The sequence below is a fragment of the Halalkalibacter krulwichiae genome (genome assembly GCF_002109385.1).
GTDB classification, from domain to species: Bacteria; Bacillota; Bacilli; order Bacillales; family Bacillaceae_D; genus Halalkalibacter; species Halalkalibacter krulwichiae.
Genome location: NZ_CP020814.1, coordinates 2,159,947 through 2,181,843, shown reverse-complemented (window position 1 = coordinate 2,181,843; position 21,897 = coordinate 2,159,947). Strand labels below are relative to the sequence as shown.

Here is a 21,897-nt window from a genome sequence, read left to right as displayed (position 1 = left end):
TCACAAGTGAGTCGGTTTATTTGTTAGATTCCAGGAGGGCTATAAGCGGGTGGAATTTTAGCCCAGCCCCTTTTCCTCATTTTTGTTTTTAATGTAGCTCCAAAAACTGCTGCTTCATTAAAAAATTGGACATATAAAGCACCTACATCAGTTCTAACACATTCCGCAGCCGCATAAGCTGCTTTATTACTCATAAGTAAAATCTTCATTGCTAATCCATTTGACAATTCTTCATCTGTTAGCTTGACTCCCGGGGGAATCTCATTATTATTGCTATAAGGTTTTTGTTGTGAGACAGGAGGCAATGTTACTCCTTCCTCCCTCATTAACTTTTCTAACTGCGTTGCATGCTCGTTACATAACTTGATTGCATCGGTAAGAATGCCTTTCAGTTCATCATCACTCGTCGTATTCAAACCAGCTTCTTCAAAAGCAATTGCTTCCTTAACGATGCTGTAATACAACCAAGAATAAGACGCTTCAATAATATTTAACGGAGGTTTAGCTTCGTCGTCAACAATGCTATTAAATGCGGCTTTAATTGCCTCAATGATGTTTGGCACTCTCGTTCACCCCTATAACTCTTTCCAGTATACTCATAACATCAACCTGTAGTAATTCTTCCACTTTTTGTTTGTTCTTCTACAAATTCATTGCGTTCTCCTCCGTCAGAAAGCTCCTCAGAAAACTCTTGGTCCTTTTCCTCGTTTAACCAATGCTCTAAAGGTTCACATTGCTCTTTATCTTTAGCTATCATTATATTCACTCCTTATTTTTTTAAATTTTGTTGAGCCATTCGGATTAATTCTTTTACCATACTTCCACCAATTTGACCACCAACCTGTCCGGCTTGTTTTGAAGTTAGCTTTCCATTATAGCCTTTCTTTAAAGGGACATTTACCTCTTCTGCAACTTAATACTTGACATGATCGGGATTTCTTTCATCTATAAAATAACCTTGCTCTGCCATCACTTGATTTTTAAATTGATTCATCGCTTTTCGTGCTTCTGGAACGAGTAGTCTTTTTCTCCTTGCCATCCTTATTCATCCCCCTTCAATAAACCCTCATTATAGTTTCTTCCTTTTCACACAAGGAATTACTGTCATTATTTCCCAGCCTAATAAAAAAAGAGAGAACCACGAATAACATGGTTCCTAGCAGCTATTTTATATTTTTTCCATAGTAGATCTCATCCATTTCTACCGTGAGTTTATTTGTAATTTCTTCTGCTTCCCCAGGATGTAGATCAACCTTCGTTTTGCCAAACAAATAGTTGTCGAGATCGAAATCCTTAAGTTTACACTTTGTATGAAATATATTTTCCTGATAAATATTTACATCAATAATGTCATATAACTTCTTTACTTCATCTGGTATATAATTTTGAATTGAATTTATGTCATGATCGATAAATAACTTATGACCTTTTATGTCTCTTGTAAAGCCACGTACTCGATAATCCATTGTCATTATATCGGTCTCAAAAGAGTGAATTAAATAGTTTAAAGCTTTTAATGGTGAAATCTCACCACAAGTCGAGACATCGATGTCCGCTCTAAAAGTACTGATTCCTTCATACGGATGAAACTCTGGATACGTATGAACGGTAATGTGACTTTTGTCTAATCCCATTACTACAGATTCTGGTAGTGGACCTGGAGATTCATCATAAGATTCATTTGGAACTTCAACGACTGGACCTTCTGAAACCAATAAAGTAACACTTGCTCCTTGTGGTTCAAAGTCTTGCTTCGCAACACTCAAAACATGTGCACCTATTATTTCAGTCACATGTTCTAATATGTTCGTTAAGCGATCAGCATTGTACTGTTCGTCAATGTATTCTATATAAGCTTCTCTTTCTTCTTTCGTCTTCGTGTAACAAACATCATACATGTTAAAGCTTAAAGATTTCGTAAGGTTATTAAAGCCATGTAAAGTAATTCGTTGCTCTGGTGTTAGCATGTTTTAGGTCCCCTTATTTCAGTAGTCTAAGTTGCTCTTCTTCCCATATAATCTTAGTTAGTATGTTACCCATTTTATTCAATCTAAAACAATAAATTGATTATGTTAATTATTAACTGACTAATGTTGATTATGGATTGAAATACTTTAAAAGGAGAATAAATTGAATGGAGTGAGAGTATTGCGTGCAGTCACGTATCAAGGACCTAATCACGTTGAAGTAACTGAAGTTGAGGATGCAAAAATAGAAAAGAAAGATGATATAATTGTTCGGATAACATCAACCGCCATTTGTGGTTCTGACTTACACTTATATCAAGGGAATATGCCCTTACCTAAAGGTTATAGCATTGGACATGAACCAATGGGTATCGTAGAGGAAGTTGGACCCGAGGTAACGAAAGTAAAAAAGGGAGACCGCGTTGTTGTTCCTTTTAATGTAGCTTGTGGTCATTGTACGTATTGTAATCATGGCGAAACAAGTCAATGTGATAATTCAAACCCACATTATGACTCAGGCGGTTATTTTGGTTATACCGAAAAATTTGGAAACCATCCTGGTGGACAAGCAGAGTATTTAAAAGTCCCTTTTGGCAATTTCACCCCTTTTGTCATCCCTGAATCTTGTGAATTAGAAGATGAGTCGTTACTATTTTTATCTGACGTCCTTCCAACAGCTTATTGGAGTGTAGAACATGCAGGCGTCAAAAAAGGAGATACTGTCATTGTTCTAGGCTGCGGTCCTGTCGGTTTAATGGCTCAAAAATATGCGTGGCAAAAAGGAGCTAAACGTGTTATTGCTATTGATTATCTTGACTATCGACTAGCCCATGCAAAAAAAATGAATCATGTGGAAGTATTTGATTTTACTGAATTTCCGGATATGGGTGAACACTTAAAGGAAATAACATCGGGTGGAGCAGATGTAGTCATAGATTGTGTCGGAATGGATGGAAAAAAATCACCATTAGAATATATTGAACAAAAGCTAAAGCTCCAAGGCGGAACAATTGGCCCTATTCAAATCGCAACAAAAGCAGTAAGAAAAACAGGTGTTGTTCAACTGACTGGAGTTTATGGGGCAAACTACAACAATTTCCCGTTAGGTCCGTTTTTCACACGTAATGTCACAATTAAAATGGGGCAAGCACCTGTTATCCCAATCATGCCGAAATTATATGAACAAATTGTTAATAATGAATATGATCCTAAAGAAATAATCACTCATAAAGTATCTCTTGATGAAGCAAAGCAGGCTTACAAGATTTTTAACGATCATGAGGACAATTGTATAAAGGTCGTGCTTAAACCTTAATTTCCCTTCCTATTTCACCTCATTTAGTGAAATAGGTTTTTTTATTGAATTAGTTAATTACAATTCTTTACCAGTGTGAGTATCACATTTGCCTAGATCTGCATATATTGACCATGTAAAAAAGGAGGAATGAAAATGAATCATAACCACTTAATGAATCAAATGCCTCACGGAGGAATGCCGCAAACGATGCCGCAGGGGGGCATCAACAGCAAATGCCTTCACATTCTGCAGATCCATCCATGCATCAACAGCAAATGTATGACTTATGCCAACAATATTTACATCACCTTGTACAATTTCAAACGACAGATGGTCAAATGGTAGACGGAATCATTGATGGAATTGACCGTGAGGGAGTCAGTGTTTTAGTCCCAGCTGGTGAAGATCAAGGAACTCATACTGATTTTAGATATGGCGGGTATGGCCCTTACGGAGGCTATCCCGGATACGGATATGGCTACCCAAGAAGATTTAGACGGTTTAGACGTCAGCATTTCCCTTACTTTTTATTAGCTAGCTTACTTTTCCCTTATTTTTATTAAAAGAAATAGATTGTAAAAAAGGTAACTGGGGTGTCATAAAATTTAAGACACCCCCATTATTTCTATTTAATCTCTCTTAATTCTAAATGAAATATACCAACTTGATTTTTCTCATATAAATTCGTAATTGATGTAGAGTAATTATATATTTCACCCTGAAATGACCGTTGCCTGCTAGGAATATTCACATCGAATGTCCTGTCATAAAGTAGAGTTGTAATTGTATGATACTCTTCACTTCGCACTTCAAAGTCAAATGTAACTGATTTTAGCGTTTTCGCATCGACATCTAAAATTTCTTTATAATTAAATACCTTAATAGGAACCTTATTTAACCATACTTCCGTGTTCATTTTCTTCTCCTTCTATAGTTGCAAAAAATGTTGCACTTTTGTTTTTTGATTCTGATAGACTTCCTCACCTAATTTTATTAAATCATCAATACAAGAGACATCATCAAATGGGACTTCTGTTCCTAAATCCTCATTTAACCGAAAATAATTATCTCCTAACAGATGTTGACAGTGATACGTTATAGATTCCGAAGAAAGGTCAAGGGCTAAATCTAAAAGTTTAGGACTAATTTTCATAAAGGGAAATTGAAACGGCAGCCACTTTTTTATTCCCCAGTATTTGTCTTTCTCAATTTTATATTCGATTTGCTGCAGTCCTGTACCAACAGAACATATATGAATTTCATCTAAACGCTTATTAAAAAACTGCATTGCCTCTGTTACACAAACCATCGATGGGTTATTAGCCCATAATCCCCCATCAACCGATAAGTATTTATTATTAATATTATTTGGAGGAAAATAGACAGGAGCCGAACAAGAAGATAGAACAGCATCCCATAGTTTTATTGATAAATCATCACTCTCAGGATGACCATAATTTGAGCGATAAACGTATGGCTTTCCATGCGTAACATCAACAGCAGGAATAAGCAATGGTTTTTTTATATCGGCCAGTTTTAATTCACCAAAAGTCTTCTTAAAATATTTTCTTAAATACCTGTCGCTGTACACACTTTTAAATATTCCTATTTGAGCCTGTGGATTAAAAATCTGTTTCCCGAACTTTTTATATCCTTTAAGTAATTCTTTCATAGGTTTGTTTAAAATAACAGATGTCGCAATAATGGCTCCTGTACTTGTCCCAGAAACTACATCAAATAATTCGCCAATTGGTTTTTTATACTCTTCTTCCATTTTTTTTAATATGGCCACAGCAAATATCCCACGAATTCCTCCACCATCAATACATAAAATTTTCATTCAATTCACCTTAATTTCCTTATTTTCTATAGCTTTTCCTTGTATGATGTCGAGTATGTTGGATTGTTTACATTTTCCTGCTATTCCAAAGAAACGAGCAACTTATTTTGAATAGAACGCTATTTAAGGAGAAACATTAACGATATATAAAAAGAGGAGGATCATGGAATGGATCAAAAACAGCCACTTGAATTCGATCGCTATACAGCAGCCGATTTAAATCCTGACTTACTAAATAGAATCATGTTATTAGAGTCAGAAATCCGTAATGAGACCGAAAAAGACGTTGTCCTTATTGCCTATGAAGAAAGTCAGCATAATCCAACATAAGTGTTTGCACAAAAGAGGCTACTGAGTTTAAACAAATCAGTAGCCTCAAACTTATTCTATTTTAAGACTTTTACGAATGTAGTTCCTTTAAACTTTTCTCCTGATTTTGACTGACCAGTAATTGTAATCGGTACTTGATCTTCCTTTTCCACTAGTTGCAGCAAATCTTTTCGTAGGAATGTAACTGTTAATCGATTTTCTTTGACTACAGCTTCTCCATTTACATGTACTTTTTCATTCAAAAGAATGGATCCAACATCAATTTCTTTCGTACTAAAGGAATCATTTGTTAATTCTATATGAGCACGAATTATTGCATTGCTTTTCCCATTAGACCTTTGAACTCCCTTCAAGTTAATGACACTAGGAGTAAAGGAAATCACGGCTTCCTCTTCTTCGTTATTTGATTGGTCATTTGTGACTGAATCAAAGGTTTCCCAAACTTCCCCCCACTGGATTTCACCGTCAGAATCTCGTTTAATCGATACAATTCTTCCCTCATCGTCTCTTTCAAAAATGGCTTCCAAACTTTCAAGAACTGAATCTGGAAGTTCATCCCCTGATTTATTTACAGTATTTGCACCATTAAACATGAAATTTCGATCCGAATCTAATGCAGCTGGATAACTATCACGATCTGTTCCTGTCGTCCTAATGGAAGCAAACCCATTAATGGTAAAGTCTGTCGGAATATGGGCATAAGTAGTAAAGCTGATATTAGCTCCTTCATTGTTAAAACCAATATTATTTTCAGCAATTAAACCTGGATTACTGTTACTCGTAAAGCCGAAATATCCGTTTCCAAAAGCAATACTGTTACGGATCATGTGAGGAACGTGAACTCCTTCACCTCCAAGTTTAAAACCGTTCTTTCCTGCGTTTCCTTCATAACCGTTTGTTAGGCGTCCATTATTAAATGCAATACTATTTTCAATCGTTACAGCACCAATAGCACCTGTGCCTACTTTTGTATAAAGATCCCACCCGTCATCAATGTTATTATGGGAAATACAACCTCTAAAGGTGTTTCCTTCACCAACCGTTAATTTAGCAGCAAACCCATCAGCATTGTTTTCAGACGGATCTCGATTATCAAACGCCACACTATTTAATACAAGGTTATAGGCAGGCCATTCTTCTCTAGGAGCAGACGAGTCTGTTCTACTTATTTGAAGACCTGTATCACCATTTTCATATACCCGAACATTTTCGATAATATTATGACTTCCACCAATTGTATAACCTTTTGTGTTTCCAGCTGATCGAGTAAAGTCAATTCCTTCGACATGCCAATAGTTTCCACTATGAACAACACCTTCAGAACGTCGATCAAAGTCAATAACTGGTCTCTCCGTAGCATGTGGATCAGCAACTAAATACTTCATAGCTTCTTCAGTTCCATCATTAAACTTCTTAATTTCAAGCGGTGTATATCGAATATATTGCCCTTCAAGAACGACGATTTTTTGACCTTCCTGGACAAAATGAATCGCTGTATCAAGGTCGAGTGGATTTTCTTTGGTTCCATCACCTGTACTAGTCCCTTTTGGGGATACATATATATCTTTGCCTTCCGCATAAGACCTCATATCAACTGTAAAATTACGAACGATTTGTTCATAAGTTGTTAAATATTGAGTATCATCTGGTACGAACGCTATACTAAAATTAGTATTGTTATTAACCGCTAGCTCAGCCTTAATTTCCACAATTTTACTTGCTTCAACTCTTTGATCTTTCGCAATAACAGTTTGTCCTTGTTTAATTGTCACAAAGCCATCTACGTTCGATTCCAATAACAAGTCATATTCTGATTTAGCTGTTTTATCAAGAGAGAGAACGTCTAGTTTTGGAGTGACAGCCTCTTGTGGAGGTTCGACCTTTGGAGCATCTGTTTTCGCTGCCGTTATCTCAAATTCAATGTCACTCACCTCAATTGTAGCAAGTCGAGCGGCATAAAAACCAACATAAATCTTTGAATCTTGAACATTTAGTAGTTCTGGTTCAAAAAATAATACGTCTTGTCCATCATTTAATTGACCAGTATATCCACTATTCGTTTTGGCCAGAGTTAATCTATAATTTTTTTCAGGGTACGTATTGTCTTTTGTTGGTCTTTCCTTTTTTAGCATCTGTTTCTGAATCCCTTCACTACCTTCCCCATCAGCTGCTAAGACTCCTGTTCGAATAAACGCTTGAGTGCCGTTTTCCTCTCTTGTTCCTCCACTAAAACCACCAACAGCAGCTATGTTAGAAGCAAAAACACTTGCATCCTCAACAGAATTCACAGCGTCACGTGCCATAATTCCAAATGACTCTTGTCCATCATGTGGCGTTTTCGCATATTCTATCACGTTAATATTCGCAGATAATACAAAGTTATCTTCATCAGCATTAACTTCTGTGTAATAAAAAGCAATCCCATCATGGTCACCAGTTATTTTCCCACCGCCTTCAAGAGCAACGATTCGTACTGCCTCGTTTTCTAACTCTTCAACATAATTGCGTTGATCGGAAGTGGATTGACCAAATCTCATCTTATTCCATTCGGGCTCCGTGAATTCTCTTACCGTCACAGAATAGGTAATGGCCTCAATAACCTCATTAGTAGGTTGGATAACAATATCATAGACCCCAGCCTTACTCGAATCATATGCTGATTTATCCAATGTATATTTTTCCTGTGGTACAATCTCCATTTCTAAATTATCATACACCTTCGAAACTTCTAACCCTTCCGCATCAAAGTCCTCTTCTGTTGCAAACGTTGTTTTAGGATAATTAGTTACTGTGTATGCTTTTAATTCTTTTTCTTTCACCGTCACAGTAAAACCTATAGATTTACCTTTATGAGTCAGTATCACCTCACGTTCACCCGTAGTTGCAGAATCAAATGCAGAAACATCATAATCTCCTGCCGTCAACCTCACATCAGTGCCATCACTGTAATTAGCATAAAGACTCAATCCAGCTAAATCTAATTCATCGCCCAGAAAATAAAGCGTTTTGGCCGGAGTTTGTCTGATCTCTAATTGTTCTAGTTCTGCATCACTGACCACCACATCAAAAGAAATATTCGTTTCTTTTGTTTCATTTGATTGGACAACAACCTTAACCTCTCCTGCTGATTCAAAAACAAAATCTTCCGCAGGTTTGCCGTCAATCGTTAACGTATATTGATCACTCGTTAACTCTTCAAATTTAAAACCATTTTCATATTCTGCGACTACAACAAGCCCCTGTCGGTCAAAGAGGTCACCAATATAATACTCTGTTTTAACTGGGAAGTATTTTATATTAAGATTTGTCACACTCAATGCTTTAATCATCAAGTCAATAGTCGCTGTTACCCCATTATAATTTAAATTAATAGTATTTTTGCCTACTTCACTACTATCAAATCCAGTAACGATATAATCACGGCTTGTTAGAGTTGATGTACTGCCATCAGAAAACTCTGCTGTTACTATTAATCCTTTTAAATCCAGACTTTCACCTTTTAAGTATTCCGTTTTCATCTCGCTAGAATCTACTGCTAGTCCAGTTACGTTGCGATCATCGACGGCAATTTCATAATCGCTAAACGTAATTTGTGCATCACGTGCCACGTATACTCCAACATAAATCGTTTCGTCAAAAAGTGAATCTAATGTTACCGTTTCAGTTTGTCCATCTACTGTGATGACAAATGTATCGCCCGACTTTCGGATGGAAAGATCATACTCTTCTCTAGCAGATGGTAGGGCTAAGTTAGCGAACGGATCAAACTTCACTTGTTTACTAGCTTCTTTATAAAATCCTTTCATCACCGTATCAAGTGCACCAACAGCTACATATTCTGTCGTTTGTGTCTCTGAATCGAGGTGTTCACCTATTTCATCCCTAAGCATTAAGCCAAATGACTTTTGATTTGGTGTGCTAATGGAGCTATCACTATTAAACTGATCTACAACAGCTTTAGTCTTTATTTCAAAGTTCGCTTCCGCGGGAACTTCTTTGTAATGAAATGACACTCCTTCATCCCCAGCTGCTACTTTCCCACCCATTGCAGCGATCGAAACAGAGCCATCTTCATTGAGTGTTGGCTCAGGATTGCGTTCTAAACTTGTATTTGAACCAAACGCTCGAAAGTCCCATTCACCTAACTCAACCTGGCCACCTTCGACTTTCAATGTTATATCACTAAAAGTGACCGTTGTGTTTCTTGATGTAAATAAGCCGGCAAATTGAATGTCTCCCTCATAGTCTTCAATCGTATGTATTTCATCATTTACCGTTAACACGAACAAATCACCTGATTTTTGAATACGAAGTTCATATTGTTCATTAACAGCAGGAGCGATTTGATCAAATGCTAATCCTTCCTTTTGAATAGTTGTATTTGCATTTTTAAAGAAGCCTTTCATTTGTTGATCCAATGCTCCTACTGCAACATAATCTCCTGTGAAATCATCTTTATTTTGATTTTCTAATACATTTTCACGGACCATTAAACCAAAAGCCACTTGATTATTAGCAGTCCAAGAATCAACATGTGCAGTTGCTGTAAGTTCATAATTTCCATCAATAGGTACGTTTTTATAATAATACGTCATTCCTTCTGTGTTACTAGCAATCTTGCCTTTATCATCAGAGCTACGAAGAGTTACGGTTTGATCCTCGTTCTCTGTAATTTCGAAATGTTCATATGTGTAGTTACCTTGCCCTCCATTATCACCAAAAACACTCCCCTGCCACTCACTCGAAACCGAGATCATCTCCCGGTCAACATCGCCCTCTGCCTCGTTGGCAAAAACAGCGAGATTCATTGGTGAGACAATTAAAATGATTGTCAGTAACATTGCAATATACCGTCTGCATTCTCTATTCATTTCCTGCCCCTTTCTAAATTACAAGATTAAAGAACGAACGAATCATACTCCTCCTTTCAAGTCAGGCATTTTAACAACGTTGTTATTTCGAACAACAAACAGTTCCTTTAACAACGTTGTTATTTCGACACTATTGTAATCGCTTACATATTCGTTCGTCAACGGTCTTTTAGGCTTGGTTTAAAAGTCCCCACAACGATTTGTTGCTATAAAATTAGACTCTCTTTTTAAACACCATCCCATGCTATATTTAAACAAACGTTTAATTAATTTACTAATAGTACATCAAATTCTTCTAGTTCTAAAAGCAAAAACTATGTTATTTCCAAGGCAAGCGCAGTTTTCTACAAATTTCTGTATAAAAAAACCTCCTAATCTGTTATAGATTAGGAGGGAATTTTTAAAAAACTGGTCAAACTTGTCTATGCATGTCTTTTGTCATGAAAGCAACATTTAAGATTGCAACCAGGAAAAAAGTAACGCTCTAACACCTTAAATCAATTTAAAAGAGGTAGTAATTCGTTCGTTTAACTTGAAAAAATTATAGATCTTTCGCGTAAAATCCTAACTTTTTCAATTGAACGATCATGTTCTCTTTTTCATTTTCATCTAAACCACCAAATATATCTTGAATTGCTTCCCTATGTTTAGGAAAAATATCGTTCATAAGCTGCGTTCCTTCTTCTGTTATTGCGGCATATGTAACACGACGATCTTTCGGACATGGTTTTCTAAACAGAAAGTTCTTTTTCTCAAGCTTATCAACTACATAAGTTATACTGCTGCTCGCAAGCAATACTTTTTCGCCAATCTTTTGGATAGGCTGATCACCTTTGCTATAGAGAAGTTCTAATACCGCAAACTCTGTTGGGTTTAAACCATACGTTTTTATGTCTTCCTCTACTCGCTTCGTAATAGTTTGAACTGCTCGTGACAATACAACGAATAATTTCAACGATTGGTCTTGATCATTTATTTTCATTATTCATTCATTCCTTTATTTTTTATCTCAGTTTCGAGATAATTATACCGTTATAAATACCTCTTTGTCAATGATCCCACTTGTGTACCATAAACAAAGGGACGTTTCAAAAAGCCAATTATTGACCTTTTGGACGCCCCTTTGGGAATTGCTTACAGCTTTAACTTCGTATGTAAGGTTACCAATTCTTTTGCTAATGTATCAATACGATCGTTTACCTCTTCATTTGTAATCACATTGTTTTGATCAAAGCAGCTGCTGTGTACAAACACATTCGTAGGTGTAATAGCTTTAAAGAAAGACAAGATTGGCTTTAATTGATTATCTGCAACAAGGAAATGTTTGTCTGATCCAGCTGTAGTTACAGTTCCAACCACTTTTGATTCGAAAACATTCGTAGGCAGATGATCAAATAAGTTTTTCAATGCACCAGTAATAGATGCTTGATAAATTGGCGTACCAATCACAAACAAATCAGCTTCTTTTATTTTCGTAATGACCATTTGCGTGTCCTGATTATATTGATCGAACGGCTTCCCCGTTACGAATTCAACATTTAACTCTTTCATATCGATTAATTCAATTTCTAATTTAGGCTCTAACTCTTTCGCTCTTTTTAGAACCTCATTTACAGCTATAGCCGTTTTTTCTCCAATTAAAGACCCAGAAACCCCAAGTAATTTCATTTTAATCGCTCCTAACTTTATCGTACTTTTCTATTTTACCTAAAATATCCTATTTTATTATTAAAACAGAAATTAATAAAAAGTACAAAACATAAAGCTTATTTAGCCAAATGGTCCTATAATCCCTTTTATGAAGATTGTATATAACTGTCGATTTTTTTGGATTTTTTTTACTAATTACGATATCGATATTATGTTACTATTTTATTAGATTAACAACATAATTAACGTAAAAAGGGTTCAAATGTAAGATTTTACCTATTTTTTCACTCTATAAAATTCGTTGTTCTTTGTTTCTTATTACATTTAAATAATGAAAAGGCAAACTTATTGAAAGATAAGGACGCAAAACTTCAGATCTAAGGTGAATTTTATTACTAGGATGGCTGAGTTACCGAACAAATGGAGGATGGAAGATGATTTTTTCGCCAGAGGACGAAAGAAAAAGTTCGTTAGATTTGGAGTGGCTTCAGCTATTATTGGAAGCAAAAAGAATAGGTCTCACCCCTAAAGAAGTTAGGGATTTTATCATGCTCAATAAAAACAAATAATCGGACTATCAGCCTTAATAAGAAATGTAGAATACGTTTAGAAAATGTAGGATGAAGGAAAACCTCCATCCTTTTTTTAGATTACCGTATATTTTATCTACTCTTGTTCTGTGTTAGCAAATAGTTTTATCAGAAATGGCAAAGCTAAAAACAATGCCAGTACTCTTGCCATCTGCAATGTTGCTACTAGTGCTGCATCCATGTTCAATGCAGCAGCAGTTGAAGCCATCTCTGCTGCTCCTGCTGCAACAATCCCTAATAAACTTGAAAGCCAATCAATCGGTGTTAGCACAAAGAAGATTGTAGCAAGGCCTAGGCTCATCATAAAGTAAATGAATAAGGTTATTGCACTAATACCACCTATTTCCTTTAGTTGTAAAAGTGCTTTTCGATCAAAGCGAATCCCAATTATTGCTCCCATAATCGACTGTGCAATTCCCATTATAAATCCCGGTACCTCTATTGTAGGAAATAGCAGATGACATAGAAAGCCTAAACCAATCGCAAAAAATAATGAAGAACCAGGAAAATTCACCCGTTTGCTTAATAAAATAGTTACCAGCATGATCGATATTAAAATACTTATGGAGAGAAAGACTTGAGACACATTTACATCGATAAAATAATTCGATTGCTTCCCGGCAATAGGTTCATTTAAACCTACGACTAAAGGGATCACTAACACAAACAAAGTAATTCTCGTTGTATGGAAGGCTGCAACCACTTGTTCATTCGCTCCATACTGATGACTTAGGGCAATTACCTCAGACGCTCCCCCAGGTAAGCAGCAAAAAAATGCCGTATTGTGGTTTAAATTTGAGTAACGCTTTAAAAACTTTCCTAACAAAATGCCACTTATAATCGTAATCGTTAACGTGATAAAAAATGGTAAGAGCAATGCTTGATAATTTAAAAATTGTTCAGGTCTAAGCATCAAGCCAATGTTTGCACCGATAATCGCTAATACAACAGTAAATAGCTTATTAGGTAAATAGATTTTCATAATAAAAAATGAACAAACCATTCCAGCTAATATGGAACCGAGTAACCAACCTGCCGGGATGTTTAGAAGAGAGAAAAGTCCTCCAACCATTACAGCACTCAAAATATATACTAGTTTTTTACTCAAAAGAAATCGCCTTCTTTAAATAATTGAATTTATTTCGCATCTCTAATAGTATAACACTTATTTCAAAATTTTGGATAAAGTGAAATTCTAATAAAAAATAAATGATGGATTGTTAATTCATAAACTTTGATGAAATGTAAGAGAAGAATAGTGTATAATTTATGAAGCTCTCTTATTCAATGAGAACATGGCAAATACATAAAAGGCAGTGAGTATATTATGAAGTTTTTCAAACCTGATTTTGAGCTCCATCATTTTTCTGATATTACAAAAGAGTGGTTGGAGAAAAACAATGTTCAAACGATTTTCTCCGATTTAGATAGTACGCTGGCAACTCACGATCAGCCTGGTGATGATGAGCTGATTGATTGGATTCAAATGTTAAAAAACAATGGTGTTCAATTGGTAATTGCCTCTAATAATAGTCAGGGGCGTGTCGATCGCTTTTGTGAGCCGCACGGCATCATCGGCTTCGGAAAATGCAAAAAGCCTTCCGCTTCAGAGGTGAGAAAACATATGAATACACTAGGTGCTAAAGATGATACTACACTTTTTCTGGGCGATCAGCTATTCACTGATATTTGGTGTGGCAAAAATGTAGGTATTCGAACCGTGCTCGTTAACCCGATAGGCCAAGAACATGAGCCTATTCAAATTGTTTTTAAACGAAAAATTGAAAATTGGATTAAAAAGCGTTGGTAAGAGAAATGAGCTTGGATGTTGCAATGATTTGTTGCGTCATCCTTTTTTTGTACTCTTTACATCTGTTTAACCCAGTAATACGATTCTTTAAAAAAGTCATGTTTTTCGTTTCTACTTTTCACATGAAATTTCACTTCTCTAGTTATACTAAATTAGGGAGGTATCTTAACAAAATGACATATTTCTTAACGATTCTTATGCTCTTATCCCCTTTTTTAACTCCTGATGATTTAACTGTTACACATGAGGGTGAAACGATTGCCACTGTAAACAGGGAAGACTTCTACCTGCCTTTAATTGGTAAAGAAATGATTGATCATGATAAATATCATTTCTTTTTGACTAAAGTGGAACAAAAAGTTTTTCTGCCTCCTGTTAATGCGAAAATCGCTAAAAATGGTCAATTGATTCCGGAACAGATTGGGTATATGCTCGATAAGCGCCAATTTAAAGAAAGATTCTACCAATATTATTACGGTATTGAATCAGCTGAGTTAAAAGTACCGATACGGCCTGTACATCCAAAAGTAAATAGCGAAATTTTGTCCAATATTCGTGTTCAACGTATAGGACAATATGTAACCTATTTTAACAATCGTAACAAAGAGCGTTCGCATAATATTCATTTGGCGACCGAAGCTATTAACAATCATGTTGTGTTTCCTGGTGAAACTTTTTCATTCAATCAGGTTGTCGGAAAACGGACTCGAGAACGTGGGTATTTATCAGCTCCTGTTATAGTCCGAGGGGAATTATCGGAAGATATCGGAGGTGGTATTTGCCAAGTTTCATCAACGTTATACAATGCGATTGACCATGCTGGTTTAAAAGTTATTCAGCGCTATTCTCATAGCAGGAGGGTCCCTTATGTTCCACGTGGGCGTGATGCAACAGTTAGTTGGTATGGACCTGATTTTACGTTTAAAAACAATTTAAACCAACCTATTCTTATTCAAGCCAAAATATATGGCGGTCAAATGTTAGTATATATTTTATCATCCGATTCAGTTATTTATGAGCAAAGACGTGTGCCAGGTGCTCCATCGAAATTACCTAAAGAAATCATCATAAACAACGCAGAAATCCTATAATGAATGCCCCGTTTCAACGTAAGCATCAGAAATCGTAAAATCGATCTTAAGCAGCTTCAGCTCTATGAACAGAGCTGAGGCCGTTTAGGCGTTTTTGATGTGATTTGACCCTTTAAGGATTGAGCCTTTTTAACAGAAAAAAATACTCCCCTTGAAGTAAACAGTTATCTTACAATTTAACCTGTCTACCTTAAAGGAAGCGTATGACTTTAAAATCTGTACTTAATTATTATTTAATCATTTTCTCTTCATCCAATTCATGAAACCTCCATGGATCAGTTGGTGACTCACGTCTTAAGAGAAAAGTATAATGTGAATCGACTTCTTTTCTACCCTTTTGCTTTATTTTAAAACGTAGTGGAAGTTCAAAAACAAGGTCTCCTTGAATTGTTGGAGGATTGTTCTTTTTAATAAAACGGATGGATTCAACGTGATCAATTAAATATTTAGCTTGTTTTGAAATGGTTGGATCAACGATATTTAGTAAATCTAAATCATGCTGATTAATTGCGATAAATAAGGCTTCTACTACTTCTTGAGCTTCTAATTCGTTTACATAGGAAGATAAGTCACCTGCTGCTTTGTGTACCATTAGTTGATGAGACAAATCTAGACTCCTTGTCGAATGAGTTACACTGTCTTTAAAATGGATACAAAAATGACCAGGAAAGCCATTAGCTAAGGCCCCTCCTCCGTGAGGCATTCCGTGCATTGAACCCGCAAGTTTATACCCTTTATGCTGTATAACAACCGCCCTTCTTTTCCAACTCCACTTTCCACCATAAATCTCTTTCATAATCGCAGTATCCGTTTTTGTTAATGGTTGAACATCTGCATGCTTATTACCGGCTCTTCGCTGTGCCTTAAAACGCAATCCAGTTTCAAGGTCTATCACAGTAAATGTTGTATAACGGGGAATAATATCGTCTACTTCCTCCCAATTCACTGGCTGACCAAAATGGTACAGATGCAACCTTTCAAAATAAGAAATGATTTTTTTCTCTGTGTTTGAATCTAGGTGTAGCAAAACCTTTTGTTGAACATCATAGAGGTTTCCTGTTAAATCAACAGCTAAGATCCGAAGCAATCCGTTATCTTCAACCAAAATATAATTCGTTGTTCCTGGAATTTCCTGCACCTCACGTTGAGGATAAGCCTGTAATAAGGCTTGGACTACTTTGGGTGATTTGATGTTCAGAACGGTTTGATGGAGAGATCGACTTGATGATTTTACGATTAAAGAAGCCTGTTCGCCCTCTCCTCTTGCTTGCCCTATTTGAGGATGGACAGACAAGATTATACTCATCAGAAGCAGTAACAACACCTTCTTTTTCATCACTTTACTCCTTATTTGTTAGATATAACTATTCATTATCTGCATCTATTCCAGGGTTAAATAAAGAACTTACAGACATTTGTTCTGGTTCAATCTGATAGCCGTTTGTATATTCTAATATCTCTTCATGAATCTTACGAAGATCGTCTTCTAAAATTGATTTTTCCTGAATACTTGCTTGTGATTCCTTTAATTTCGCCTCAAGCATTTGTTTCGTTTCAAGAAGAATGTACACATTCTCAAGTTTCTCAAAATAGGTTAATGGCTCATGCTCGTTATTCAATGTTATCCCTCCTTTTCTTCGTTCAGATAATCTTTATCATATCCTTACGGTAAAAAGGGTATGCGATTTGGTTATTTATTGGTGAGGGAAAGGACAATTCGATCTTCTAATTTTTTAGCTTGTTTAACATCTAGCACATTATTTAATAAGATCGAAAAAATAAGATCGTTCTCATCGTTCCTTTCAATATATCCTGCTAATGAGCTAACAGATGTAAGCGTACCAGTTTTTGCTCGTACTCTTTTCGTTGCTGCTGTTTGTTTCATTCTTGAATAAAGTGTCCCTCTTTCAATACGAGTGTCTCCGTCGACAAGCGGCAGTGAATGATAAAATGAACTGAACCATGGTTCTTCTTGCACTTTAAACAAAAGCTTTGAAATGTCATTTGCTGTAATTGAATTAACATGAGAAATGCCTGAACCATCACGGATGATCAAATTCTCTCCTTCAAGGTCAAAACGTTGTAATTCATTTTTTAACACACTTAATCCTGATTCAAAACTTCCTTCTCCTGTCACTTTATATCCCATCTCCTTCACAATCATCTCGGCATGTCCATTATTGCTATATTTCATAAAAGGGACGAGAATTTCTGATAAAGGCATAGATTGATGGACAGCAACTTGTTTCGCTCTTTCTGGTGTTTTACCGACCTTTGTACTACCTAGCAATATAATGCCATGGTTTGTTAACACTTGTTTTATTACTTCAAGCACATGTTCTGTCGGCTCCCAAACGGCCACATATTCTGTTTTTGTAGTTCCATTCATCGGAATAGAGCCTTTAAGATAAATTACATTCTCTCCATGTTTTCTAGAAACAGATATGGCTCCTTTATTATCTCTAGATGTTGTCCTTACTTCATTAACAATTGTGACATAATTTGTTTGTGGAACAATTGAAATAAGTGCTTTATCTCCGGTTTGTTTTCCAGGTTTCATCATTATTCTAATCGTACCCGTATGATAATCTTGGTCAGGCGAAACGGTTAATGCTGATATTTGAGCACCATAATACGTTTCTTCATCTGACCAAGGCACATCGATTGGATATCGAACATCATCAAAATGCGTGTCGTCAGCAATTACATCTCCTCTTATGACTTTAACTCCTTGTGTCTTTAATACTTGAACGAGATTTCTGAGGTCCTCTACCATTAATGTTGGGTCACCACTTCCTTTAATGATCAGATCTCCATTCAACACTTTCCAATTCAACACACCATCGGAGTATAACTCTGTTGTAAACCTATGTTCTTCCCCCAAAACAGACAAGGCTGTTGCAGCTGTTAAAAGCTTCATATTAGAGGCTGGCCTTAATCGTGTATTAGCGTTGTGTTCAAATAATACTTCACCCGTTTGAGCAGACCGAACACTTATTGAGATGAAAGAACCTTGTAAAACGGGGTCGCTTTCAATAATTTGATGAAGCTGGTCGTGTTCAAATGCGTTTACATCGCCGACAACAAACGACATTAATAGTAAGAGAATCATTAAAGTTTGAAAAATTTTCATAATAACCTCCTCATGGTTATTATGGTAAGGTGTTGCAAAAATAATTAATTTATTAACGGACAAAATAACTCTAGATCCTTTGAAGGAGTGATACACATGGATACAAATGAAATTCGCGATCATATAACAATTGAAGATGAACATGGGCATACAAAGGATTATGCAGTGGAAGCATTATTTGATATGGATCAGCACTCTTACGCTCTGTTGACTTCAAATGAAGAAACAATTCTGATGCGTGTGGAAGATGAAGAGGATGGACAATATTTAGTTGGAATTACAGATCCTGCAGAAAGAGATTCAATCTTGGATGCGTATGAAATAGCTGTTGATGCCAACCCTGCGGATTAAATGTCTATGAATGAGGTGAATGTATGTCTGAGTATAAAGAAAATGATGTCTTTGATCATGTAAGAATGGGACAAGGAACCATGGGACTCTTTGGTTTAACTGGTCCAGATGAAATTGCCGACTATTCATTAAGTTCAAAGCCAAAAACGACCGGACAAATTGACCGAGAATATGATGGAGCAACCGCAACATCAGTAGAAACCAAACAAAAGCCCGAATAAGATTCTGAGGCACTGTTTCAGTGCCTTTTTTATTACTTTTCATTTTTTAAGTATTCCATTACTGGTATTAGGTCCATTTTCCAGACATCCTCTTCGCTTTTTAATTCATGTAAGACCGTATACGTATAACTTTCTATTGTTACGCTCATTTCTACTTGTGCAGAGTGTTTCTTTTTCAAATCGGATTTTGTCGCAAGGTCGTTATAATATCTTAGTCGGATAGCCATATCTGTGTTTAATTGATGCAGATATTGGTCATAGTCTTGTTGGAATTGATCAATATCAAGCTGTAATTGTGAACTAGCTGTTAGCCAATAGATCAATTCTATATTGTTCGTGACGATTAAATGCATATAGATTAATACAATTTTTTCAGGTGATAAGCCTTTTAGATGTTCTGCATTATTATTGTACGTAAATTGTTGATATTGCTTTAATTCTGCTTCCGATAGCTCCTCTAAATAGGAAAAATGAACTTCTTTATCATTCGAACTAAGCACTTCATTTTGCATAGGGGTAACCGCACATGCAGTTAATAAGAACAAAAACATCATCGATATAAATATGTTATTGAATTTCAATATGCTCATCCTCCTCCGTTTGAAAATTACTGTTATAAAACGGAAAATAACTTCAAAAGGTTTCACTGGTCAAAGTAGGAGATTTCTTGAATTATTTAACTTTTTAATTCTGAACCGTTCTCGTATCATCATATATATAAACAAGCTTTCATTATATAAAAAGGCGTGATAATATGAGTGGAATGTCCCCTGTTAGTAAATTGATCGATCACATAAAGCCTACGACAACTGAAACTGTATTTGGTGAAGCGATTGAAGGAGAATGTCAGAAGATTGTACCCGTAGCCAAAGCAACTTATTTTGTTGTTGGAGGCGGTGGCCAAGGTAGTGAGGAGACAAATCATTCCGGTGGGGATGGTGGAGGTACATTTATTCGTTTAAAACCTGTTGGGGTGTATGAGGTTACAAACAAGAGAACACGTTACATACCAACAATGAACTATACACCTTTGTTGTATTTGGCAGGCAGTGCTTGCTTACTAGCTTCAATTCTTATTAAAAATAAAGAAAAATAAGCCCGAAAAAAGACGTGCAAGGACATTAGTTCTGCACGTCTTTCATTTGATTAAATTGATAATTGAGCAGAAAGATCATAAATTTGTTGATCTATTTGGTGTGGTTTTGAAAATACTTCATCAAACGGATAATGGACCAACTTATGCTTTTCAATGCCAACTGCTACTCCTGACTTATCTGCTAAAAGTAAATCGACGGCATAGGCTCCTAAACGGCTAGCTAGCACTCTGTCAAACCCAGTTGGGGAGCCGCCTCTTTGAATATGACCAAGAACCGTAACGCGTGTTTCAAGATCAATTCTCCGTTCAATGTCTTTAGCAATGTCAACACCGCTGCCAATTCCTTCTGCAACAATAATAATACTATGTTTTTTTCCTCTCTTTGCTCCACGCTCTAATCGCTCAATAATATCATCCATATTATGCTCAACTTCTGGGATAAGAATTGTTTCAGCTCCACCGGCAAGTCCGCTTAAAAGCGCTAAATCACCGGCGTGCCTTCCCATTACTTCAATGACATATGTTCTCTCATGCGAACTCGCTGTATCTCGAATTTTATCAATTGAATCAATAATTGTATTTAACGCTGTATCAAAGCCGATTGTATAATCCGTTCCCGGTATATCGTTATCAATCGTTCCGGGCACACCAACTGTTGCAATTCCATGCTCAGATAATTTCTGAGCACCCCGATAGGAACCATCACCGCCAACCACAATGACTCCTTCAATGCCGTGTTTTTTTAATTGTTCAACTGCTTTTAGTTGCCCTTCGACCGTCTTAAATTCTTCACTTCTTGAACTATGTAACATCGTACCGCCTCGATGAATGATGTCTCCAACAGATCCTAGTTGCAGCTCTTTAATATCCCCTTCGATCAATCCTGTATACCCACGGTAGATCCCAAATACTCCACAATTATGATAAATGGCTTTCCTTACGACTGCACGAACAGCAGCGTTCATTCCCGGTGCATCTCCCCCGCTTGTCATAACCGCAATTCGTTTCAAAGTATCCACTCCTACATTTAAATTCACCTATATTTCAAAGTATTAGTCTTTTTTATAGGAGTTATACTTCCATTCATCCAAGCCTTTAAAATCTATGAAACAAAAAAAGTCATTACCATTAGAGTAAGTAATCCAACAACGACAAGTGATTCGCCAATTAACGAACCTGTCCGTACGAATAATGGACTTCTAATGTTAACTTTTAATGGGTAAAGTAACTTCACTCCTCTTGCTGTTAAAGCGTCCAAAACAATATGACTTCCTATTCCGACTAGAATCCCTGCTTGAACAGTTTGTGCATATTCAAATGTGAATTGCTCCGTTAAAATAAAAACAAGGAGAAAGAATAATAAGCTATGAGTAAATGAACGATGTCCAAACACTGAGCTGAAAACTTTTGATAAGATTGGGAGTCGCCTACCAATCATTGAATTTGGGTGACAAATGTCTGGAATAATTGCCCCGATAACGGCTGTTGAATAATAAATAATTGTATTTTCCATTCCTAAGTTAAATTGGTTTTGCGCAATTGCAGCTGCAGCAATTCCGCCTAATATATGAGTAGTTCCTTTCATTCATTCCATCCTCTTTAGTTTACATAATAATATTATAATGAACAAAAATCGTCATTGAAAGGGAA

At 36.2% G+C, this 21,897-nt stretch carries 24 protein-coding genes, 1 pseudogene and 1 riboswitch; of the genes and pseudogenes, 9 read left to right on the top strand and 16 right to left on the bottom strand.

Annotation, left to right across the window (positions count from 1 at the left end; all coding sequences use genetic code 11):
* Positions 1-23 precede the first annotated feature (23 nt).
* From BkAM31D_RS10960 to speD, 4 genes and pseudogenes are all read right to left on the bottom strand, one after another.
* Positions 24-563: a DUF3231 family protein gene (locus BkAM31D_RS10960; RefSeq protein ID WP_066151205.1), complete on the bottom strand. Its 540-nt coding sequence runs from the start codon at positions 561-563 to the stop codon at positions 24-26.
* A 41-nt stretch (positions 564-604) separates the two neighbouring features.
* Positions 605-757, bottom strand: a complete 153-nt coding sequence (locus BkAM31D_RS23550) for a hypothetical protein (protein WP_157076760.1) — start codon at positions 755-757, stop codon at positions 605-607.
* Between the two features lie 12 nt (positions 758-769).
* Positions 770-1,039 (bottom strand): annotated as a pseudogene (locus BkAM31D_RS10955) (alpha/beta-type small acid-soluble spore protein).
* Positions 1,040-1,163: 124 nt separating this feature from the next.
* Positions 1,164-1,967: an adenosylmethionine decarboxylase gene (gene speD / locus BkAM31D_RS10950; RefSeq protein ID WP_066151208.1), complete on the bottom strand. Its 804-nt coding sequence runs from the start codon at positions 1,965-1,967 to the stop codon at positions 1,164-1,166.
* Positions 1,968-2,148: 181 nt separating this feature from the next.
* On the opposite strand from speD, the gene BkAM31D_RS10945 reads away from it, so the two are divergent.
* Together BkAM31D_RS10945 and BkAM31D_RS10940 are read left to right on the top strand one after the other, a co-directional pair.
* Positions 2,149-3,282, top strand: coding sequence for a zinc-dependent alcohol dehydrogenase (locus tag BkAM31D_RS10945; protein WP_066151775.1), 1,134 nt, complete (start codon positions 2,149-2,151; stop codon positions 3,280-3,282).
* A 215-nt stretch (positions 3,283-3,497) separates the two neighbouring features.
* Positions 3,498-3,827: a hypothetical protein gene (locus tag BkAM31D_RS10940; protein ID WP_085449791.1), complete on the top strand. Its 330-nt coding sequence runs from the start codon at positions 3,498-3,500 to the stop codon at positions 3,825-3,827.
* Positions 3,828-3,889: 62 nt separating this feature from the next.
* On the opposite strand, the gene BkAM31D_RS10935 is transcribed toward BkAM31D_RS10940, so the two are convergent.
* The gene (locus tag BkAM31D_RS10935; protein ID WP_066151214.1) at positions 3,890-4,180 is read right to left on the bottom strand and encodes a DUF3219 family protein; all 291 of its coding nucleotides are present in this window, start codon (positions 4,178-4,180) and stop codon (positions 3,890-3,892) included.
* A gap of 12 nt (positions 4,181-4,192) precedes the next feature.
* Positions 4,193-5,104, bottom strand: coding sequence for a CBASS cGAMP-activated phospholipase (locus BkAM31D_RS10930; protein ID WP_066151216.1), 912 nt, complete (start codon positions 5,102-5,104; stop codon positions 4,193-4,195).
* 168 nt (positions 5,105-5,272) lie between these two features.
* On the opposite strand from BkAM31D_RS10930, the gene BkAM31D_RS23545 reads away from it, so the two are divergent.
* Positions 5,273-5,434 (top strand): hypothetical protein, encoded by a 162-nt coding sequence (locus BkAM31D_RS23545; RefSeq protein ID WP_157076761.1) that lies wholly within the window; start codon positions 5,273-5,275, stop codon positions 5,432-5,434.
* Positions 5,435-5,490: 56 nt separating this feature from the next.
* Here BkAM31D_RS23545 and BkAM31D_RS10925 read toward each other — a convergent pair whose 3' ends face one another.
* The 3 genes from BkAM31D_RS10925 to BkAM31D_RS10915 form a co-directional block, all read right to left on the bottom strand.
* Entirely contained in the window at positions 5,491-10,305 is a 4,815-nt protein-coding gene (locus BkAM31D_RS10925) for a right-handed parallel beta-helix repeat-containing protein (protein WP_066151219.1), read from the bottom strand.
* A 541-nt stretch (positions 10,306-10,846) separates the two neighbouring features.
* Positions 10,847-11,290: a MarR family winged helix-turn-helix transcriptional regulator gene (locus BkAM31D_RS10920; RefSeq protein WP_276565208.1), complete on the bottom strand. Its 444-nt coding sequence runs from the start codon at positions 11,288-11,290 to the stop codon at positions 10,847-10,849.
* 149 nt (positions 11,291-11,439) lie between these two features.
* Entirely contained in the window at positions 11,440-11,973 is a 534-nt protein-coding gene (locus tag BkAM31D_RS10915) for an NADPH-dependent FMN reductase (RefSeq protein WP_066151224.1), read from the bottom strand.
* Between the two features lie 310 nt (positions 11,974-12,283).
* Positions 12,284-12,372: riboswitch (cyclic di-GMP riboswitch) on the top strand.
* A 17-nt stretch (positions 12,373-12,389) separates the two neighbouring features.
* Between BkAM31D_RS10915 and sinI the strand changes: the two genes are divergently transcribed.
* Positions 12,390-12,524 (top strand): DNA-binding anti-repressor SinI, encoded by a 135-nt coding sequence (gene sinI, locus BkAM31D_RS24850; RefSeq protein ID WP_084372020.1) that lies wholly within the window; start codon positions 12,390-12,392, stop codon positions 12,522-12,524.
* 97 nt (positions 12,525-12,621) lie between these two features.
* Here the strand turns inward: sinI and BkAM31D_RS10905 are convergent, their stop codons facing one another.
* Positions 12,622-13,653 (bottom strand): AbrB family transcriptional regulator, encoded by a 1,032-nt coding sequence (locus BkAM31D_RS10905; protein ID WP_084372022.1) that lies wholly within the window; start codon positions 13,651-13,653, stop codon positions 12,622-12,624.
* A gap of 219 nt (positions 13,654-13,872) precedes the next feature.
* Here BkAM31D_RS10905 and BkAM31D_RS10900 point away from each other — a divergent pair, with 219 nt between their 5' ends.
* The gene (locus tag BkAM31D_RS10900) at positions 13,873-14,355 is read left to right on the top strand and encodes a YqeG family HAD IIIA-type phosphatase (RefSeq protein WP_066151226.1); all 483 of its coding nucleotides are present in this window, start codon (positions 13,873-13,875) and stop codon (positions 14,353-14,355) included.
* 173 nt (positions 14,356-14,528) lie between these two features.
* Positions 14,529-15,446 carry a VanW family protein gene (locus BkAM31D_RS10895; protein WP_066151228.1) on the top strand — a complete coding sequence of 306 codons (918 nt, stop codon included), beginning with the start codon at positions 14,529-14,531 and terminating at the stop codon, positions 15,444-15,446.
* 229 nt (positions 15,447-15,675) lie between these two features.
* On the opposite strand, the gene BkAM31D_RS10890 is transcribed toward BkAM31D_RS10895, so the two are convergent.
* From BkAM31D_RS10890 to dacB, 3 genes are all read right to left on the bottom strand, one after another.
* On the bottom strand, positions 15,676-16,782 hold the full coding sequence (locus BkAM31D_RS10890) for a hypothetical protein (protein WP_066151230.1): 1,107 nt from the start codon (positions 16,780-16,782) through the stop codon (positions 15,676-15,678).
* Between the two features lie 28 nt (positions 16,783-16,810).
* Entirely contained in the window at positions 16,811-17,065 is a 255-nt protein-coding gene (locus tag BkAM31D_RS10885; protein ID WP_066151233.1) for a hypothetical protein, read from the bottom strand.
* A 71-nt stretch (positions 17,066-17,136) separates the two neighbouring features.
* Positions 17,137-18,579, bottom strand: a complete 1,443-nt coding sequence (gene dacB, locus BkAM31D_RS10880) for a D-alanyl-D-alanine carboxypeptidase/D-alanyl-D-alanine endopeptidase (protein WP_066151236.1) — start codon at positions 18,577-18,579, stop codon at positions 17,137-17,139.
* Between the two features lie 96 nt (positions 18,580-18,675).
* Here dacB and BkAM31D_RS10875 point away from each other — a divergent pair, with 96 nt between their 5' ends.
* On the top strand, positions 18,676-18,930 hold the full coding sequence (locus tag BkAM31D_RS10875; RefSeq protein WP_066151239.1) for a DUF1292 domain-containing protein: 255 nt from the start codon (positions 18,676-18,678) through the stop codon (positions 18,928-18,930).
* Between the two features lie 23 nt (positions 18,931-18,953).
* A complete protein-coding gene (locus tag BkAM31D_RS10870) occupies positions 18,954-19,151 on the top strand; it encodes a hypothetical protein (RefSeq protein WP_066151242.1) in 198 nt (65 codons plus the stop codon).
* Between the two features lie 32 nt (positions 19,152-19,183).
* Here the strand turns inward: BkAM31D_RS10870 and BkAM31D_RS10865 are convergent, their stop codons facing one another.
* The gene (locus BkAM31D_RS10865) at positions 19,184-19,732 is read right to left on the bottom strand and encodes a hypothetical protein (RefSeq protein ID WP_066151244.1); all 549 of its coding nucleotides are present in this window, start codon (positions 19,730-19,732) and stop codon (positions 19,184-19,186) included.
* 173 nt (positions 19,733-19,905) lie between these two features.
* Here BkAM31D_RS10865 and BkAM31D_RS10860 point away from each other — a divergent pair, with 173 nt between their 5' ends.
* Entirely contained in the window at positions 19,906-20,247 is a 342-nt protein-coding gene (locus BkAM31D_RS10860; RefSeq protein ID WP_066151248.1) for a GerW family sporulation protein, read from the top strand.
* A 50-nt stretch (positions 20,248-20,297) separates the two neighbouring features.
* Here BkAM31D_RS10860 and pfkA read toward each other — a convergent pair whose 3' ends face one another.
* Positions 20,298-21,257, bottom strand: a complete 960-nt coding sequence (gene pfkA / locus BkAM31D_RS10855) for a 6-phosphofructokinase (protein WP_066151253.1) — start codon at positions 21,255-21,257, stop codon at positions 20,298-20,300.
* Between the two features lie 92 nt (positions 21,258-21,349).
* Positions 21,350-21,832: a metal-dependent hydrolase gene (locus tag BkAM31D_RS10850; RefSeq protein ID WP_066151255.1), complete on the bottom strand. Its 483-nt coding sequence runs from the start codon at positions 21,830-21,832 to the stop codon at positions 21,350-21,352.
* Between the last annotated feature and the right edge of the window lie 65 nt (positions 21,833-21,897).

Coding starts and splice junctions, on each gene's coding strand:
- BkAM31D_RS23550 (WP_157076760.1), bottom strand. CDS start 757: ATGATAGCTAAAGATAAAGAGCAATGTGAACCTTTAGAGCATTGGTTA.
- speD (WP_066151208.1), bottom strand. CDS start 1,967: ATGCTAACACCAGAGCAACGAATTACTTTACATGGCTTTAATAACCTT.
- BkAM31D_RS10940 (WP_085449791.1), top strand. CDS start 3,498: ATGCCTTCACATTCTGCAGATCCATCCATGCATCAACAGCAAATGTAT.
- BkAM31D_RS10935 (WP_066151214.1), bottom strand. CDS start 4,180: ATGAACACGGAAGTATGGTTAAATAAGGTTCCTATTAAGGTATTTAAT.
- BkAM31D_RS10930 (WP_066151216.1), bottom strand. CDS start 5,104: ATGAAAATTTTATGTATTGATGGTGGAGGAATTCGTGGGATATTTGCT.
- BkAM31D_RS23545 (WP_157076761.1), top strand. CDS start 5,273: ATGGATCAAAAACAGCCACTTGAATTCGATCGCTATACAGCAGCCGAT.
- BkAM31D_RS10925 (WP_066151219.1), bottom strand. CDS start 10,305: ATGAATAGAGAATGCAGACGGTATATTGCAATGTTACTGACAATCATT.
- BkAM31D_RS10915 (WP_066151224.1), bottom strand. CDS start 11,973: ATGAAATTACTTGGGGTTTCTGGGTCTTTAATTGGAGAAAAAACGGCT.
- sinI (WP_084372020.1), top strand. CDS start 12,390: ATGATTTTTTCGCCAGAGGACGAAAGAAAAAGTTCGTTAGATTTGGAG.
- BkAM31D_RS10900 (WP_066151226.1), top strand. CDS start 13,873: ATGAAGTTTTTCAAACCTGATTTTGAGCTCCATCATTTTTCTGATATT.
- BkAM31D_RS10895 (WP_066151228.1), top strand. CDS start 14,529: ATGACATATTTCTTAACGATTCTTATGCTCTTATCCCCTTTTTTAACT.
- BkAM31D_RS10890 (WP_066151230.1), bottom strand. CDS start 16,782: ATGAAAAAGAAGGTGTTGTTACTGCTTCTGATGAGTATAATCTTGTCT.
- dacB (WP_066151236.1), bottom strand. CDS start 18,579: ATGAAAATTTTTCAAACTTTAATGATTCTCTTACTATTAATGTCGTTT.
- BkAM31D_RS10875 (WP_066151239.1), top strand. CDS start 18,676: ATGGATACAAATGAAATTCGCGATCATATAACAATTGAAGATGAACAT.
- BkAM31D_RS10870 (WP_066151242.1), top strand. CDS start 18,954: ATGTCTGAGTATAAAGAAAATGATGTCTTTGATCATGTAAGAATGGGA.
- BkAM31D_RS10860 (WP_066151248.1), top strand. CDS start 19,906: ATGAGTGGAATGTCCCCTGTTAGTAAATTGATCGATCACATAAAGCCT.
- BkAM31D_RS10850 (WP_066151255.1), bottom strand. CDS start 21,832: ATGAAAGGAACTACTCATATATTAGGCGGAATTGCTGCAGCTGCAATT.